Origin of the sequence: Curvibacter gracilis ATCC BAA-807, from assembly GCF_000518645.1 — a bacterium.
GTDB lineage: Bacteria > Pseudomonadota > Gammaproteobacteria > Burkholderiales > Burkholderiaceae_C > Curvibacter > Curvibacter gracilis.
Genome location: NZ_JADZ01000022.1, coordinates 1 through 16,287 on the forward strand (window position 1 = coordinate 1; position 16,287 = coordinate 16,287).

14 protein-coding genes are annotated in these 16,287 nt (G+C 68.2%); 1 reads left to right on the forward strand and 13 read right to left on the reverse strand.

All coding sequences use genetic code 11. The features are described from left to right. The 13 genes from L880_RS0116385 to L880_RS0116450 all read right to left on the reverse strand — a co-directional run. A partial coding sequence (locus tag L880_RS0116385; protein ID WP_027476595.1) for a Zn-dependent hydrolase occupies window positions 1-1,181 on the reverse strand: 1,181 nt, incomplete at its 3' end. Between the two features lie 44 nt (window positions 1,182-1,225). Beyond that, entirely contained in the window at window positions 1,226-2,698 is a 1,473-nt protein-coding gene (locus tag L880_RS0116390; protein ID WP_027476596.1) for a M81 family metallopeptidase, read from the reverse strand. Between the two features lie 10 nt (window positions 2,699-2,708). Further along, window positions 2,709-3,410 carry an ABC transporter ATP-binding protein gene (locus L880_RS0116395; protein WP_027476597.1) on the reverse strand — a complete coding sequence of 234 codons (702 nt, stop codon included), beginning with the start codon at window positions 3,408-3,410 and terminating at the stop codon, window positions 2,709-2,711. After that, a complete protein-coding gene (locus L880_RS0116400) occupies window positions 3,407-4,177 on the reverse strand; it encodes an ABC transporter ATP-binding protein (protein WP_027476598.1) in 771 nt (256 codons plus the stop codon). Before L880_RS0116400 ends, L880_RS0116395 begins: the two co-directional genes overlap by 4 nt. After that, window positions 4,174-5,163 carry a branched-chain amino acid ABC transporter permease gene (locus L880_RS0116405; protein ID WP_051443364.1) on the reverse strand — a complete coding sequence of 330 codons (990 nt, stop codon included), beginning with the start codon at window positions 5,161-5,163 and terminating at the stop codon, window positions 4,174-4,176. Before L880_RS0116405 ends, L880_RS0116400 begins: the two co-directional genes overlap by 4 nt. A 5-nt stretch (window positions 5,164-5,168) precedes the next feature. Next, window positions 5,169-6,029, reverse strand: a complete 861-nt coding sequence (locus L880_RS0116410) for a branched-chain amino acid ABC transporter permease (protein WP_019572656.1) — start codon at window positions 6,027-6,029, stop codon at window positions 5,169-5,171. 122 nt (window positions 6,030-6,151) lie between these two features. Then, window positions 6,152-7,363 carry an ABC transporter substrate-binding protein gene (locus L880_RS0116415; protein WP_027476600.1) on the reverse strand — a complete coding sequence of 404 codons (1,212 nt, stop codon included), beginning with the start codon at window positions 7,361-7,363 and terminating at the stop codon, window positions 6,152-6,154. A 202-nt stretch (window positions 7,364-7,565) separates the two neighbouring features. Next, a complete protein-coding gene (locus L880_RS0116420) occupies window positions 7,566-8,468 on the reverse strand; it encodes a nucleotidyl transferase AbiEii/AbiGii toxin family protein (RefSeq protein WP_019572654.1) in 903 nt (300 codons plus the stop codon). Further along, window positions 8,465-9,064 carry a type IV toxin-antitoxin system AbiEi family antitoxin domain-containing protein gene (locus tag L880_RS0116425; protein WP_027476601.1) on the reverse strand — a complete coding sequence of 200 codons (600 nt, stop codon included), beginning with the start codon at window positions 9,062-9,064 and terminating at the stop codon, window positions 8,465-8,467. Before L880_RS0116425 ends, L880_RS0116420 begins: the two co-directional genes overlap by 4 nt. Before the next feature lie 228 nt (window positions 9,065-9,292). Next, complete coding sequence (locus L880_RS0116435; protein WP_027476602.1) at window positions 9,293-10,042, reverse strand: response regulator transcription factor; 750 nt, start codon at window positions 10,040-10,042, stop codon at window positions 9,293-9,295. Window positions 10,043-10,201: 159 nt separating this feature from the next. Next, a complete protein-coding gene (locus L880_RS0116440) occupies window positions 10,202-12,223 on the reverse strand; it encodes a sensor histidine kinase (protein ID WP_027476603.1) in 2,022 nt (673 codons plus the stop codon). Window positions 12,224-12,267: 44 nt separating this feature from the next. Next, window positions 12,268-14,577, reverse strand: coding sequence for an FAD-dependent oxidoreductase (locus L880_RS0116445; protein WP_027476604.1), 2,310 nt, complete (start codon window positions 14,575-14,577; stop codon window positions 12,268-12,270). A gap of 61 nt (window positions 14,578-14,638) precedes the next feature. Further along, window positions 14,639-15,568 (reverse strand): VTT domain-containing protein, encoded by a 930-nt coding sequence (locus L880_RS0116450; RefSeq protein ID WP_027476605.1) that lies wholly within the window; start codon window positions 15,566-15,568, stop codon window positions 14,639-14,641. Window positions 15,569-15,848: 280 nt separating this feature from the next. On the opposite strand from L880_RS0116450, the gene L880_RS0116455 reads away from it, so the two are divergent. Then, entirely contained in the window at window positions 15,849-16,238 is a 390-nt protein-coding gene (locus tag L880_RS0116455; protein WP_027476606.1) for a DUF488 domain-containing protein, read from the forward strand. Window positions 16,239-16,287: the final 49 nt, after the last annotated feature.

The following is a 16,287-nucleotide window of genomic DNA, read 5'->3' on the forward strand; positions in this document are numbered from 1 at the left end:
TTGGCGTCTTCGATCTCGTTGTGGCTGATGCCGTCCTTGCAGGGGATGAAGATCATCCCGGTGGGGGCCAGCTTGGCCATGTAGACCGCGTCGTGGCCGGCGCCCGAGACGGCGGGCATGTGGCTGTAGCCCAGGCGTTCGGCGGCGCGCTGCACCGCGTTGACGCAGTCGGCGTGGAAGGGCTGGGCCGGGTAGTGCGAGACCAGCTCGACCTCGATCTTCAGCCCGGTCTCGGCCGCCACCTGGGCCGCGTAGGCGCGGATGTCGGCGTCCATCTGGTCGACCAGGGCGTCGGTGCTGTTGCGCAGGTCCATCGAGAACTTGACCCGGCCCGGGATCACGTTGCGGCTGTTCGGATGCACGTTGACCATGCCCACGGTGCCGCGCCCGTGCGGGGCGTAGCGGTTGCCGATGGCCACCACCTCCTGCATCACACGGGTGGCCACCTGCAGCGCGTCCTTGCGCAGGCCCATGGGGGTGGGGCCGGCGTGGGCTTCCATGCCGGTCACGGTGCAGTCGTACCAGCGGATGCCCAGCACCGCGCTGACCACGCCGATGGTCTTGTCGTTGTCCTCCAGCACCGGGCCCTGCTCGATGTGAGTCTCGAAGTAGGCGCCGATGGGGTGCTGGCCCGGCACTTCGGTGCCGACATAGCCGATGCGGGTGAGCTCGTCCTTGACGCTCTTGCCTTCGGTGTCGGTGGCGGCGTAGGCGTGCTCCAGGGTGAAGGCGCCGGCGAACACGCCCGAGCCCATCATCACGGGCACGAAGCGCGAGCCTTCTTCATTGGTCCAGAAGGCGACCTCGATGGGGGCCTCGGTCTGGATGCCGTGGTCATTCAGGGTGCGCACCACCTCCAGGCCGGCGAGCACGCCGTAATTGCCGTCGAACTTGCCGCCGGTGGGTTGGGTGTCGATGTGGCTGCCGGTCATGACCGGGGGCAGGCTGTTGTTGCGGCCGGCTCGGCGCATGAACACATTGCCGATCTGGTCGACGGTGATGCTCAGACCGGCGTCGCGGGCCCAGCCCACGACCAGGTCACGGCCCTGGCGGTCGAGTTCGGTCAGGGCCAGGCGGCACACGCCGCCCTTGTCGGTGCCGCCGATGCGGGCCAGGGTCATCAGGCTGTCCCAGAGGCGCTCGCCGTTGATGCGCAGGGAATGGGGGTTGGCAGAGGTCATGGTTGGAAGAGGATGAGGTTGAGCAGCGCGTTGAAGGCCGGGCCTCAGATCGCGTCGAGCGGGAACACCGGCCGCGTCACGTGCCGGAACGGGAACAGGCTGAAATCGGAGCTGGTCACGCCCGGGCTGTCGCATTCGACCAGGCCGGCCGACAGGGGCACAAACACGGGCCGGCAGTACATGCGCGACTTCAGCAGCAGAAAGCGCGCCTGCAGCGGATCAAGCCCCACGCAGCGGAACACGCCCAGGTCCCAGGGCTCGTGCGGGGTTTCTGTGACGACGATCTGGGTGCTGCCGGTGTCCAGCCACACGGTCCGGCCCATGTGGCAGCGCTGCCCGGTGTAGATGGGGCCGCTGACCGTGTAGCTGCCGTCGCTGATGGCCCGCACCCGGCCCTGCACCGCCACGGGGGTCTTGAGCAGGCCCAGGCCCGCCAGCGAAACCTTGTTGCCCAGCGCCACGCTGAGCTCCGCGCCCTCGCCGGCCGCAATCAGTGCGGCCACCGCCTCGGGGTCGCACAGAGGCCCCACGGTGAGGTCGCTCAGGCCCTGGGCCCAGGCAGCCTGCAAAACGTCCAGCGTGTCGCAGCTGCCGCCCGACATGCAGTTGTCGCCATGGTCGAGCAGCAGCACCGGGCGCGTGGCGCCCTGGGCCATTGCCTGAGCCCGCTGCAGCGACTCGGCCAGGGGCTCGCTGTCGTACACGAACTGCTGGCGCTGGGCCCAGATCTGCCCGGCCAGATCGTCGAGGGCCCGCTGGCCCTGGGCTTCGCCTTCGTCATCCAGCCGCACCGTGGCCACCACACTCACGCAGGGGGCGGCAATGTCGGCCAGCGAGAAGCCCGCGAACACGGTCATGGCCGGCAGGCCCTGGGCCTCCAGGGCCTTGGCCGTGTCCACCGCCTGGGCCATGGCGCCGCCCAGGGTGGTGCTGCGCAGCGTGTGGCTCATCAAAGGCAGGGGGCGCCAGCGCACGCCGTGACGGGGCCCACCATCGAGCATGGGCAGCAGCAGCCGGGCCACATGGGCGCCGGTCTCGTACATGTCGATGTGCGGGTAGGTCTTGAAGCCCACCATGACGTCGGCGTTGCCCACCATGCGAGCGGTGATGTTACCGTGCAGGTCCAGTGCCACGCCGATGGGCACGCCAGGGGCGGCGGCGCGCACCCGCGCCAGCAGATCGCCCTCGCCGTCGGCGCTGTTCTCGGCCACCATGGCGCCGTGCAAGTCCAGCAAGATGGCATCGCAGCCCGGGGCGGCGGCCACGATGCGGTCACACAGCTGGGTGTAGGCCTCGGCCTGCACCGGGCCGCTGGGGTTGGCGGTGGCCGACACCGGGGTCACGCACTCGGCACCCCGGGCCTGGGCCGCATCCAGAAAGGCGGCCATGGCGGTGCGCATGCCCTGCTGGGCCTGCCGCGCCTCAACCCCGTAGGTGGGCGCAAATGCGGCCAGGGGCGTGGGCACGGGCGAAAAGGTATTGGTCTCGTGGTTGAGACGGGCGATCAGCAGTTTCATGAAAGCGTCCTCATGCAAGACCCACGCCGAGGTAGCGGTCCTTGACCTCGGTGTCGGCCAGAAAAGTGGCGTTGTCGGCCTCGTAGACGATGCGGCCCTGCTCCAGGATCAGATGCCGGTCGGCCAGCTGGGTGCAGACCTCAAGGTTCTGCTCCACCAGCAGGATGGACACGCCCTCGGCCTTGATGACCTTGAGCCGGGCCACGATCTCTTCCACGATGACGGGGGCCAGGCCTTCCACCGGCTCGTCGAGCATGAGCAGTTTGGGGTCGTTCATCAGGGCGCGGCCGATGGCCAGCATCTGCTGCTCGCCGCCCGACAGCTGGGCCCCGCCATTCTTGCGCCGCTCTTTCAGGCGCGGAAAGATGCGGTAGATGTCTTCCAGCTGCCAGGGCGAGTGTCGGCGCTGGCCCAGCAGCAGGTTCTCCTCGACCGTGAGCAGCTTGAAGATGCCCCGGTGCTCGGGCACCAGGCAGGCCCCTTGCCGGGCGATGCTGTGCGGGGCCAGGCCCTGCAGCTCGTGCCCGTACAGGCGCACCGTGCCCTGGCTGGGGCGCAGCACGCCGACGATGGTCTTGAGGGTGGTGGTCTTGCCAGCGCCATTGCGCCCCAGCAGGGTGACCAGCTCGCCGCTGTTCACATGCAGGCTCACGCCTTGCAGCACATGGCTTTTGCCATAGTGGGCGTGCACCTCGTTGAGCGAAAGAATCATGCCTTGCCTCCGGTGATCATGTTGCCCAGGTAGGCCGCGCGCACGCGGTCGTCGCTGCGGATGTCGTGCGGCAGGCCCTCGGCCAGCACGCGGCCGGTCTGCATCACGGTGACGGTGTCCGAGATGTCCATCACGATGTTCATGTTGTGCTCGATCAGCACCACGGTGTGCTCGTCGCGCAGGCTCTGGATCAGCTGCTTCATCTCCTCGAGGTCGTCGATGCCCATGCCCGAGGTGGGCTCGTCGAGAAAGATCGCCTTGGGCCGGGCCGCCAGCGCCATGCCCACCTCCAGCCGGCGCTGCTGGCCGTGCGACAGATTGCCCGCTGGCGTGTCGGCCAGGCCTTGCAGGCCCACCCGCGCCAGCACGCGGTCCACCACATCGGCCAGGGCCCGGGCGCCCACCGGGGCCTGCCAGCCGTTGAAAGCGGCGCGCGGCGCCACGCCCTGGGCGGCCAGGCGCAGGTTCTCGCGCACCGGCAGGCTCAGGAACAGGCTGGTGACCTGGAACGAGCGGGCCATGCCGCGCTGCACGCGGCGGTGGTCGGGCTCGCGGGTCACGTCATGGCCGTCGAACACGATGCGCCCGGCGCTGACCGACTTGGTGCCCGTGAGCAGGTGGAACAGCGTGGTCTTGCCCGCCCCGTTGGGCCCGATGACCGAGTGCACGGTGTTGGCGCGCACCTTCAGGTTGACGCCGCCCAGCGCGGCAAACTTGCCATAGTGTTTTTCGAGGCCGCTGGCCTCCAGCAGAATCGGGGTGCTCATGCTTGGTCTCCTCGGCGGGCCAGCCGCTTCCACAAGGTCTCGCCCAGGCCCCACAGGCCACGTTGCATCCACAGGCTGACGGCCATCAGGATCAGGCCCAGCACCAGCAGCCAGCGCGGCCACAGGGCCGACAGCCAATCGCCCAGCAGCAGGTAGAAGGCCGAGCCCAGCACCGAGGCCAGCAGGTTGCCGGTGCCGCCGATCACGGTCATCACCAGGATCATCTCGCTGGTGTGGTGCTCGGCGTTCGACAGCGGCGCCAGCCCGGTCATCATGGCGTGCAGGGCCCCGGCCAGGCCGGTCACGGCGCCCGAGATCACAAAGGCCTGCAGCTTGAGCAGCTTCAGCGGGTAGCCGATGGCGCCGGCGCGCTCTTCGTTGTCGCGCACGGCCAGCAGGGTGCGGCCGAAGATCGACTGCGAGACCTTGAGCAAGACCCAGAACACCGCCATGAACAGCACCGCCACAAAGCCATAGAACTGCCAGGGTGAGACCAGGCTCCACAGCGGCAGCCCCATCAGCGTGAGGCTGGGGCGCGGGATGTCCATCAGGCCGTTGTCGCCACCGGTGAGGCCGGTGGCGGTGTAGGCGATGAAATAGAACATCTGCGAGAAGGCCAGCGTGAGCATCACGAAGTAGGTGCCCTTCTGCCGGATCGACACCCAGCCCACCACGGCCGCCCCCAGGGCGCCGACGGCCATGGCCAGCAGCAGGGCCAGCGGCATGGGCAGGGGCCAGCGGGTCAGCGTGAGGGCCACGGTGTAGCTGCCCAGGCCAAAGAAGATGCCCTGCCCGAAGGACAGCAGGCCGGTGTAGCCCAGCAGCAGGTTGCAGCCCATGGCGGCCAGGCCGAAGATCAGCACCTCGCTGGCCAGCGAGCCCGAATGCATGAGCAGCGGCATGGCGGCCACCACGGCCCCGGCCAGCCAGAACTGCAGCAGCGGCCCTTGAAAGCGCTTCACAGGGGTTTGGTTTTGTTGGCTCATGTCACTCACTCCTTGCGGCCCAGCAGGCCATGCGGGCGCAGCAGCAGCACGGCGGCCATGGCGATGTAGATCATCAGACGCGCCCCTTCAGGCCACACCGTGCTCATCAGGCTTTGCACCACACCGATCAACAGGCCGCCCAGCAGGGCGCCGCTGAAGCTGCCCATGCCGCCCACCACCACGACCACAAAGGCCACCGACAGGGCTTCGATGCCCATGAAGGGCTCGGCCCCCCGGATCGGGGCCGCCAGCACGCCGGCCAGCGCCGCCGTGGCCGCGCCCAGGCCGAACACCAGGCTGAAGATGCGGTGCACATTGATGCCCAGCAGCGAGACCATCTCGGTCGACTCGCTGCCGGCACGCACCGCACTGCCCAGGCGCGTGCCCTCCAGCACCCACCACAGCAGCACGGCCAGCGCGGCGGTGAAGCCGATCACGAACAGCCGGTACTTGGGGTAGATGAAGCCGCCCCACATCACCACGCCCTGCAGGGCATCGGGCACGGCCACGCTGTCGCCCAGGGGGCCCCATTGCAGGATCACCAGTTCTTGCACGGCCAGGGCCAGGCCCACGGTGACCAGGATGTGGAACTCATGCGCCTTGGCATACACATGGCGCAGCACCACCTTCTCGGTGAGCCAGCCCAGCGCGCCCACCAGCAGCGGCGCCGCCAGCAGGGTGAGCCAGTAGCTCAGGCCCCAGCGCGTCATCTGGTAGCAGGCGTAGGCGCCGATCAGGTAGAAGGCGCCGTGGGCGAAGTTGACGAAGCGCAGCAGTCCAAACACGATGGACAGGCCCACGGCCAACAGGAAGTACAGCATGCCGATGCCGACCCCGTTGATGATCTGTAGCAGGTAGATGTTCATGCGTTGATCAGGTTGAAAGACAGGCCCGCAGGCCCACCCGCACCCCCCGGAAGGTGGGCGCGTTGCAGGCGGCGGGAAGGGTTGGGACCTGGGGCAGAGCCCAGGTCAGGGCCCGGCGGCGATCAGGCCCGCTTGCAGCCGGTCTTGTCGATCGGCAGGAAGGACTTGCCGGCGCTGAGCACGTCGACGTAGTCGTCCTTGTTCTTCATCTGCGACTTGGCCTTGCCCTTGAGCAGGTAGTAGTTCTTGAGCACCTGGTGGTCGGCCTTGCGCACTTCCTCTTCGCCGGTGAGGCCGGCGTACTTGAGGCCCTCCAGCGCGGCCACCACGGCCTTGGGCTCGACCGTGCCGGCCTTCAGGATGCCGTCGATCATCAGCTTGGTGCAGATGTAGGAGCCGGCCAGGCTGTAGTTGGGGTTGATCTTGAGCTTGTCGTTGCTGCGCTTGACCAGGTCGCGGTTGAGTTCGGAGTCGACCGTGTGCCAGTACTGGGCCCCGAAGTAGATGCCTTCGCACAGCTCGGCGCCCAGCGACTCGAACTGCTCCAGGCCCGAGGCCCAGGCCACCAGGATGGTCATGTTCTTGTGCATGCCGAAGCTGATCGCCTGGCGCAGCGTGTCGGCGCACTGGCCGCCGAAGTTGAGCAGCAGCAGCACATCGGGCTTGGCGGCCAGGGCGTTGGTGATGTAGCCACTGAACTCTTTCTCGGCCAGCGAGTGGTAGCTGTTGCCCACGTGCTCGATGCCTTTTTCCTTGAAAATGTTCTTGGCCGCCGACAGCAGGCCATCACCAAACACGTACTGCGGCGTGATGGTGTACCAGCGCTTGGCCTTGGGCATCAGATCGGCCAGGGGGCGCACGGTCTGCTCGATGGCGCCATAGGTGGGCACGGACCAGCGGAAGGTGGCGGCATTGCAGTCCTGCCCGGTGATCTCGTCGGCGCCCGCGGTGGTCACGAAGATGCCGCCGGCCTTCTCAGCCTCCTTGCCCATGGCCAGGGCCTCGCCCGACAGGATGCCGCCGGCAAAGAAGCGCGTGCCCTGTTGCTGGGCCGACTCCTGCACCTTGCGCACGGCGGTGGCGGGCTTGCCCTCGGTGTCGAGCACGGTGTAGGCCAGGGGCCGCTTGAGCACCGAGCCGTACTGCTCGATGGCCAGGCGCATGCCCAGGTCGGCGAACTTGCCGTTGGCGGCAAACGCCCCCGACATGGGCACCGGGCAGGCAAACTGGATCGGGCCGCTGGCGGCCTGGGCCAGCGCGCTGCGGCCGGCCAGCCCCAGGGAGGCAGACAGGGCGCTGAGGGCAGAGACTTGCAGAATTTGGCGACGTTGCATGAGGGGGCTCCTGGATCGGTGCATGGGCTGAAGGGGTGAAGCCGACGGAGCCGGTCCCGGCCCTCAGGGCCCGGTCCGTCTCTCGTTGCTGCATTCAGTGTTGCCCGGTCGGCGCCTTCGTGCGCTTTCCAAAACTTTCATTTGGATTCAGCGCGACCTGGGGAAAGCCCTTGGTCAGAGATCGAAGCCCTTGCGTGCGGGGTCAGACCCAGCGCAGGGCTTCAGGGCGCCAGGTGGCCGTTGCCTGACTGCCAGCGGCGGCGACCTGGGTCGGTGGCCACAGCAGGTCGTCCAGCAGGGCCACGGTGTCACCCAGGCTTGCAGCTTCGATGCGGTTCTTGTTCAGGAAGGCTTGCCACTGGCGCAGCTTGGCGGCGTCTTCACTGAATTGCTGGGTCAGTGCCAAAGGCCGCTCGGTGGGCAAGGCGGTCTGGCGTCGGGCAAAGGTGGCGGCGATGGCTGACGCCAGCGTGGCGCCATCCAGCTCAGTGCGCCGGGCAATCACCGCCAGGTCGAAGAAGTCCTTCATGCGACTGTTGACCTGCCCCAGCACCACCATGGCCTGGTACTTCTCGGCGATCACGGTGTAGACCGGATAGACCCGCAGCATGGGGGCTGGGAAGTCGCCCAGCAAGGTCGGGTAAGCCACCGTCTGTGGCTCCGGGGTCACGGCGTCCCCGAAGCCCACGTCGATCTGCAGGGCACAGCGTGCGGAACCGATGCGTGCTACCAGCGTGATGCGGGTGCCGCCGTAGGAGTTGTCCTCGCGAATCGCGTCGGCCTTCACAGACTCGGGGTCGAACACGATGCCATCGCCCAGGTCCATGCTGGCGATGTCGCGGAAGGTGGCGATCAGGTTCGCCTCATCGTCGGGGCCGAAGCCCAGCAAGTCGGCGTCCCTGGTTAGTCGGTGCGGGGTGTCGTACCAAAGCGCAAAGAGCAGAGCGCCCTTCAGCAAGAACCGGTCGGCGTGTGGTGAGGCGCTGAGGCGCGCCAGCAAGCGCTCCATGCCGAAGCGGTTGAGCACCAGGCTGTAGTCGTCGCCGCGTTGCTTGGCGAGGGCCAGCAGGCGGGCCAGGAGGGACGCGGAGAGCTTGCCGGTCATTGTGTCACCGCCTCCAGGTAAGGTTGCATGACACGTTCGACCCGGTTGATCTTGGCGAAGTGGCTCAGCTCGGCCAGGGTGACCTTGCGGCTGCGCCAGGCGTCTTTCAGGGCCTCCAGCGCCACGTCCAGGCCGATCTTGTTGCGGAACTTGAAGCAGTCGGTCACCGTCTTGGCGGCGCTGTACACCCGGATGGGGGCGCCGTGGTCGCTCAGGGTCTGGATACCGTCGCTGTAGGCGGTGCCGCGCAGGCGCGCGATGCGCAGCGTGGGGTAGCTCAGCGCCGGGGTCTGGCTGCCTTCGGGCAGCGCGATCCACACTTCGTGCGGCATCTGCGTGCCGATCTCATGGAATTGCAGCGCACTCAGCAGGCACAGCACGGCCTTGGGCACGCGCTGGCAGACTTCGAGCAGCGTCTGATGCTCGGTGACTTCGGCATCGGGCAGTCCATACAGGCCACGGGTAAGGCGTTGCAGCTTCCCCGCCTGGTGCAGCCGGATCAGCAGCTGCGGTGACCAGCCGTGCTCACGCACATCCGCCGCCCGCAGCACGCGCCGGTGTCGGGCCAGTTCGAGGATGTGGTCAGACTGATTCATGAAGTAAGTTTAATATCCGCATTACTTTTTCTCAAGCAATGAGACTTTCAATCAATCTCACGCCAAGCCGTCACAGCTCGCCGGCCTTGCGCATGGCCGCCGTGGCTTGTTCAAGGGCTGCAGGTGCAGTCTTCGATGGCTTCGGGGGTCGGTGGCACCGTCTGAAATTCGACGTCCTTGCACACATTCATCAACACGTGCTTTGCAGACGCCCCGCCCCAAAGGGGTTCAGGCCAGCTCGCCCACCCGCACCGACACGGTGAACGCGTAACCGATCTGGTGCAGGGTCTTGATGGGCAAGGCCTCGCCCAGCGCCTCGGTGGCCTTCTTGCGCAGGCGGGTCACCAGCAGGTTCAGGCGCTCGCTGCCGTTCTGCGCCCGGGCGCCGAACAGCTTGTCGCTGAGGTCGCGCTTGGACACGGGCTGGCCCTGGGCCTGCACCAGGTGCTGCACGAACAGGAACTCGTGCGTGGTGAGGGGCAGGCTGCGGCCCTCAGGCGAGGACAGCACCCAGTCTTTCAGGGCCAGCGACCAGGTGCGGGGCGGGGCCTGCACCAGCGCCTCGGCCGGCCCGCTGGCCGCGGTCGCGTTGGCACTGCCCCGGGGCTGCAGGCGGCTGGCGGTGGCATCGATGTTGGCGGCCAGCTCCAGCAGGTTGACGGGCTTGACCAGGTAGCGGTCGGCCCCGGCGCGCATGCCGGCCAGGCGGTCGCCCAGGGCATCGCGGGCGCTGAGGATGATCACGCCCACCTCGGGCCGCGCCTTGAGCAGGCCGGCCACCGACAGGCCATCGTCGCCGGGCAGGCCGATGTCGAGCAGCACCACGTCGACCGGGTCGCTCATGAATTTCTTGTAGAAGGCCTCGGCGCTGCCCACGCCCCAGGCCCGGTAGCCCGAGTCGAGCAGGAATTCTTCGATGCTGTGCAGCTGGTCGGCGTCGTCTTCGACGATGGCAATGCGGGGTTTGGAATGGCTCATGGTGCGATCTGGGGACGGCCCCGGTCTCGACGCCGGCAAGGGAACGGTGTGGCGGCGGAGGGTGCCCGGGACAAGCGAGTTTCGAGCCAGCCCTGGCGCCACCTGTTGTACCAGCGAGCGCGCCGGAGGATGCGCGGGGTTTTCCCCAGTCGGGGCCGATCACGCCCCGGCGCTGGCTGCCCTTGAGCCCGCACCCAAAGGCAGCTCGATCACAAAACGGCTGCCCTGCGGCTCGCGGGCCTCCAGCCAGACCCGGCCACCATGCAGCTGCGCAATGCGCCGCACCAGGGCCAGGCCCAGGCCGGCGCCGGGCTTGCCTTCGGCGCCCCGGCCGCGGCGGTACTTGTCGAACACCAGCTCGGCCTCTTCGGGGGGGATGCCGGGGCCCGCATCGTCCACCGCCAGGCACAGGCGATCGCCCTGCTGCCAGGCGTGCAGTGCCACAGGGGCGCCCTCGGGGGAGTATTTGAAGGCGTTGGACACCAGGTTCATCAGCATGATGCGCAGCAGCACCTGGTCGCCATGCAGGGCCGGCAGCCCAGGCGCCAGCTGCATCTGCAGCGGGTGCCCGGGCGAGAGCTGCAGGCCGTTTTCGAGCACCCAGGCCATCAGGCCGGGCACGTCGATGGGGGCGGGTTCGAGCACAAAGCTGTCGCTGTCGATGCGGTCCTGCGTGAGGCAGTTGTCAAAGAAGTAGTTGAGCCGGATGGCCCCACGCAGGATGCGCTCGGCCTGGGCCAGCTGGGAGGGTGAATCCTTGGCCCGCAGGCACATCAGCTGCGCCGTGGTGTGGATGACGGCCAGGGGCGAGCGCACCTCGTGCGACAGCATGGCGATGAAATGGCGTTGGTCGGTCAGGGTCTGCTCGATGGCCAGCAAGGCCTCTTTGAGCTCGCGGGTGCGCAGGGTGACGGTCTGCTCCAGATCCTGGGCGTGCTCCTGCAGGTGGCGGGCCATGTAGCGCATGGCGTCGGACAAGGCCCCCAGCTCGCGGATCGGGCTGGGCGCGGGGGCATTGGCATGCCACTCGCCCCGGGTCAGGCGGCCGGCCCAGTGCCCCAGGCGGGCCAGCGGGCTCACCACCCGGTTGGCCACATGCACCGAGAACAGCAGGGCCGCCAGCATCACGGCCAGGGTCAGGTACAGGGTGTTGTGCAGCACGCCGCGCAGCGGGGTGTTGAAGCGGCTCTCGGGCAGGATCACGCCCAGGGTGAGGCTGGGGCCGTTGTGCAGGGGCTGGGTCCACCAGCGCGCCAGGTGCTGGGTGGCGCCCACATCGATGAAGCGGTTGCCCTCGGGCTGGCCGCTGGCCCGGATGGCGCGGCCCACGGCGCGCAGCACCGGGTCGGCGCTGTCTTCGGCCTTGCGAGCCTGCAAGCCATCGGCCGGGAGGCCGGGCTCGGGCGTGGACGAGGCCAGCAGCGCCCCGTTCTCATCGGCCAGAAAGGCCTGGCCACCCGACTCACGGGCCACCCGGGCCAGGAATTCATTGATCTGCGACAGCGCCACATCGGCGGTGACCACGCCCACCAGGGCGCCCTGGCGGTCGCGCACCGGGGCCGACACGCCCATGCCGATGGCAGCATAGGCGCCCTGGGCGTCGTTGATCAGGTAGCGGTACGGGGCATACCAGGCCATGCCGTCGCGCGCCAGCGCCGACTGGAACCAGGGCCGGCTGCGGGCGTCGAAGGCGATCTCGCTGCGCGACACCGGCACCAGCGCCCGGCTGGCTTCGTCCAGGCGCAGCACCTCCATGGCCCGGCCATCGGCGATGCGCGCGCGCAGCAATTGCAAGGGGCGGTCGGCCCCGACGGGGGGGCGGCTGCCCGCGTAGTACTGACCATCGGCCAGGCCCATCGAGATGAAGGTGAGCTGGGGCTGCTGGTCGATCTGCAGCAAAAACTGCCGCATCAAGGCCTCGGGCTGGGCATACAGCAGCTGGCCGGCCCGGGCCTGCTCCACGTTGAAGGTGACCACCCGCAGCGGCACGTCGAAGAAGCTGACGATCTTCTCGCGCACGCGGCTGGACACCTCGTCGGCCAGCTGCTGGGCAAACTCTTCACGCGCGCTGAGGGCTGAGCGGTAGAAGAACCAGCCGCTGGCCACCACGATGGGCAGCAGCACCAGCAGCAGCGCCAGGATCAGGAAGGTGCGAAACGCAATGCGGCTGCGGTCGGGCATGGCTGGAAATGCGGTCCAGTTGGCGGGCCAGGGGCCTCAGCGCCTCAGCGCTGGAGCGCCTTGCGGGTCATGCGGTAGCCCGCCTCTTGCAGCTGGGCCACGGTCTCGCGCGAGAAGTCGTAGTCGCGCGAAGAGGGGGCGTCGTCGCTGTCTTCGCGCACGATGCGGGTGATGGTCATGGGGGCCTCATCGCCCATCAGCTGGATGTAGCGCGGCTGGTGGCGCAGCCGGGCGGCCGCCTCAGGGGGCAGCTCGGCCATCAGGTCTTCGACCAGGCGCTGGTAGTCGCGCGCCTGCTCGCGGGTGCGCACATCGCTGCGCACGCGTTCTGAGTAAAGAATCTCATCACGCCGGGCCATCACCTCATTGAGGTTGCCAGGCAACTTGCGACGCCGGCCCGGGAACAGATCGATGATGTAGACCTGCTTGCCCGCCGAGCCACAGCGCTCGACCACGCGCTCCAGCGGCGAGTTGCTGACAATGCCGCCGTCCCAGTAATGGCGGCCATTCACCGTGGTCCACGGAAAGGCCGGCGGCAGGCTGCCGCTGGCCAGGATGTGGTCGGGCGTGAGATCGTCCACGTAACTATCAAACACCACCAGCTCGCTGGTCTCCAGGTCGACGGCGCTGACCATCAGCCGCACCGGGCTGGCCTTGAGGCGGCTGAAATCCACGTAGCGCGCCAGCAGCGCCCGCATGGGGCTGGTGTCGTACAGGCTGGTCCAGTTCTGCGGCCATTGCTCGGCACCGAGCATGGGCTGCAGCCAGCGCGGCGTGAAAAAGGGTTGCACGCCCCAGGTGGCGATCTGCTGGCAGGCCAGGCTTTGGCGCAGGGCCTCGTCAGGCACCACCGGGGTCAGGGTGGCCAGTTCGGCCCAGAAGGCCTGCAGCGCCTCGGCCGGCCGCTCGGGGTTGCCGGCGATGATGGCCCCGTTGAAGGCCCCGATCGACACCCCGGCCACCACATCGGGCCGCACGCCGGCTTCTTGAAGCGCCTTCACGGCGCCGCACTCGAAAGCCCCGTAGGCGCCACCGCCTTGCAGGATGAGAAAGGTCTGGTTGGGAATCTGCTGCAGTGCGAACTTCGGGTCGGACAGCTTGGCCTTGAGGCGGCTCAGGTTGACGCGGCGCTTGATCAGGTTCTCGACCAACCGGGTCTCCTGCGAGGGCCGCCCCAGCGAAAAGAGCGCCTGCGGCACGTCGTGGCGCAGGTAGAAGGCGGCAAACGAGCCGGCCTGCAAAGAGCCACGGTCGATGCGCTCGAACGGGGGCTCGATCTCGCCCAACAGGTTGAAGCTGTGCTCGAAGACCTGGCTGAAGAAGTAGCTGACCTCGTCATAGGGCAGGCGCTGACCCAGCATGTTGCGCGCAGCCAGGCGCCCTTGCTTGATGGCGTTGTCCCAGTGCTCCACGCGGTGGCGGCGGCCCAGCACCGGGTCATCGAAGTTGGCCACGTCGCCGGCGGCAAACACGCCGGGCTGGCTGGCCTGCAAAAAGCGATCCACCACCACGCCCTCGTCCAGCTGCAGGCCGCTGCCTTCAAGAAAGCCGGTCTCGGGGCAGACGCCGGCACCGATCACCACCATGTCGCAAGGCAGCACCTGGCCCCCCTGGGTGTGCACGGCCTGCACCCGGTCGCTGCCACTGAAATGGGCCGGGGCATCGCCCAGCAGCACCTGGGCGCCGCGCTCGGTGAAACAGCGCTGAAAGAACTCAGACAGGGCCGGCGTGTTGAAGCGGCCGAACAGATCGCCCCGCTCGACCAGCGTGACCGCGATGCCGCGCTGGCGCAAGGAGGCCGCCACCTCCAGCCCGATGAAGCTGCCCCCGATGACCACCGCCCGCTGCGCCTGCAGCGCGCTGGCACGGATGGCCTGGGCGTCGGCCAGCGAGCGCAGGTAGTGGATGCCGGGCAGGTCCACCCCGGGCAATGCCAGCCGCAAGGGCCGGGCCCCGGTGGCGATCAGCAGCTGGCCATAAGTCCAGCTGGGGCCCGCTTCGGTGTGCAGCGTGCGCTGTGCCGTGTCAAGGCGGCTGACGCGGCAGCCCAGCACCAGCTCGATGCCCTGCTCTTGCCAGGTGCCTTCGGCCAGCACGGTGCTGACGCGCGGGGTCTGATTCAGGGTCAGAAAGCTCTTGGACAAGGGCGGGCGCTGGTATGGCGGCTGGTCTTCATCGCCCAACAGCACGACGCGGCCGGTGGCACCCTCGGCCCGCAGGGTTTCGGCGGCGGTGGCACCGGCCAAACCGGCGCCCACGATCAGGTAGTCGGCATGTGAGGCTACGGGAGATTTGGGCAATTTGCCGGCTTTGGGCACAGAGGGCTTGGCAGCGCCGCGTGGGGCTGGGCTCATGAACAACTCCAGTGGGCCGGGCCCGCGGCCCGGCAGAGACGAGAAACCGGGGCCAACCGCATCAGCGCTGACCTTGGGGCTGAGAGGCCAGCCAGGCCTCGTAGCCGCCATCCAGCGGGCGCACCGAGAGGTAGCCCAGGTCCAGCAGGCGGCGGGCCGCCAGAATCGCGCCGGCATCCTGCGGGCAGGCGCACAGGGTCACGATGGGCTGGTTGCGGGGCCAGTCGCCCACGGCCTGCTCCAGTTGGCTGTGCTCGGCCACGCGGGCCCCTTCGATGGGCCCGGTCTGGGCCACCATCACGGCGCCGCGCAGATCCAGCAACAGGGGGCGTGGCTCACGTGCCAGCGCCGCGCGCAGCTCGTCGATGCCGATGCGGGGCACCGCGCTGAGGCGGCGAAAGCGGTATTTCTGCCAGAACTTCCAGCCCAGCCAGGTGGCGGCCAGCACCAGCACCACGGTCAAGGCTTCGGTGGTGTTGCGCTCCAGCGCCGCGATCACCTGGCGCACGGTGTCGCGCAGCAGCCAACCTGCGCCCAGCGCCAGGCCAGCCCACAGGCCGCCACCGGCACCGGCCGCGATCAGAAAACTGGGTTGGTGCATGCGCAGGGCCCCGGCAATCGGCGGCGCCACGGTCGAAAACCCGGGCACGAACTTGGCCACCACCAGCGAGGCCGGCCCCCAGCGCAGAAAGCGCGCCTCGGTCTGGCTGACACACGAGGAAGGGTTGATCGACAGCTTGCACAGCCCCGACAGCACCCTGTAGCCAAAACGCTTGCCCGCGTGGTACCAGCCCCAATCGGCCAGCACCGAGGCCAAGATGGCCCCGGCCGCCAGCTTGCCCAGCGCCCCGGGCGTGGCGGCCAGACTGCCCGCCAGCAGCAAGGTGGGCACGGCCGGCACCGGCAGGCCCAACTGCTGCAGCAACACGTTGATGAAGACCACGCCGAGCGCGTCGCGCTCCAGGGTTTGGCTGAGCTGCTGAAGGTCCATGGCGGAAAGGGGATGGGGGTTGTAAGCCGGCAGGCCATTGTGTGGCCTTGTGCCAGTTTAGCCCCTGCAACAAAGCCTGGCCCGATGAAGCTCTTGCGTTGCCGGGAACGTGCAAGCCTGGACGCCACGCACTTGCCGATCTGCAGTCCACCCCGCGCCAGGCTGCTCAACGCGCAAGCGTATATTCCTGGCAACACGCCGCAACTGCCCGCCGGACTGACCCCGGTTCAACCGCTGCGGCCCAATTCCTTCAATCTGACTTATCAGATGGACAAATGACATGACGCTACGCATCGTGAAACTGGGCAGCCCTCGCGCGCCTGATGAAGGCACCCGCATCGGCACGGTTCGGCGCCCGCCGCGGGGGGTGCCCAAGACCGAATTCGCCAGCCAGAACTGGTACGACGTCTGGTACCCCAACCTCGCACCCAGCCCCGAGACCATGAAGCTGGGACAAGAGGCCGACAGCCCGGCGCAATGGCAGGCCTTCGAGCGCCAGTTCCGCAAGGAAATGGCCCAGCCCGAGGCCAGCCGCAGCCTGGATGTGCTGGCTGCCCTCTCGCGCCACAGCCACTTTTCGCTGGGTTGCTATTGCGAGAACGAGGCCCGCTGCCACCGCTCGGTGCTGCGCGCCCTGCTGCAGGAAAAAGGCGCCGACCTCGCCCCCTGACCCCACGCGCGGACGAGTCGGTGTCAATCCGTGTGATGATCCAGGGCTG

What these genes read in the sequence shown, in the direction of transcription:
- L880_RS0116390 (WP_027476596.1), bottom strand. Translation starts at nt 2,698, where the DNA reads ATGAAACTGCTGATCGCCCGTCTCAACCACGAGACCAATACCTTTTCG.
- L880_RS0116395 (WP_027476597.1), bottom strand. Translation starts at nt 3,410, where the DNA reads ATGATTCTTTCGCTCAACGAGGTGCACGCCCACTATGGCAAAAGCCAT.
- L880_RS0116400 (WP_027476598.1), bottom strand. Translation starts at nt 4,177, where the DNA reads ATGAGCACCCCGATTCTGCTGGAGGCCAGCGGCCTCGAAAAACACTAT.
- L880_RS0116405 (WP_051443364.1), bottom strand. Translation starts at nt 5,163, where the DNA reads ATGAGCCAACAAAACCAAACCCCTGTGAAGCGCTTTCAAGGGCCGCTG.
- L880_RS0116410 (WP_019572656.1), bottom strand. Translation starts at nt 6,029, where the DNA reads ATGAACATCTACCTGCTACAGATCATCAACGGGGTCGGCATCGGCATG.
- L880_RS0116415 (WP_027476600.1), bottom strand. Translation starts at nt 7,363, where the DNA reads ATGCAACGTCGCCAAATTCTGCAAGTCTCTGCCCTCAGCGCCCTGTCT.
- L880_RS0116420 (WP_019572654.1), bottom strand. Translation starts at nt 8,468, where the DNA reads ATGACCGGCAAGCTCTCCGCGTCCCTCCTGGCCCGCCTGCTGGCCCTC.
- L880_RS0116425 (WP_027476601.1), bottom strand. Translation starts at nt 9,064, where the DNA reads ATGAATCAGTCTGACCACATCCTCGAACTGGCCCGACACCGGCGCGTG.
- L880_RS0116435 (WP_027476602.1), bottom strand. Translation starts at nt 10,042, where the DNA reads ATGAGCCATTCCAAACCCCGCATTGCCATCGTCGAAGACGACGCCGAC.
- L880_RS0116440 (WP_027476603.1), bottom strand. Translation starts at nt 12,223, where the DNA reads ATGCCCGACCGCAGCCGCATTGCGTTTCGCACCTTCCTGATCCTGGCG.
- L880_RS0116445 (WP_027476604.1), bottom strand. Translation starts at nt 14,577, where the DNA reads ATGAGCCCAGCCCCACGCGGCGCTGCCAAGCCCTCTGTGCCCAAAGCC.
- L880_RS0116450 (WP_027476605.1), bottom strand. Translation starts at nt 15,568, where the DNA reads ATGGACCTTCAGCAGCTCAGCCAAACCCTGGAGCGCGACGCGCTCGGC.
- L880_RS0116455 (WP_027476606.1), top strand. Translation starts at nt 15,849, where the DNA reads ATGACGCTACGCATCGTGAAACTGGGCAGCCCTCGCGCGCCTGATGAA.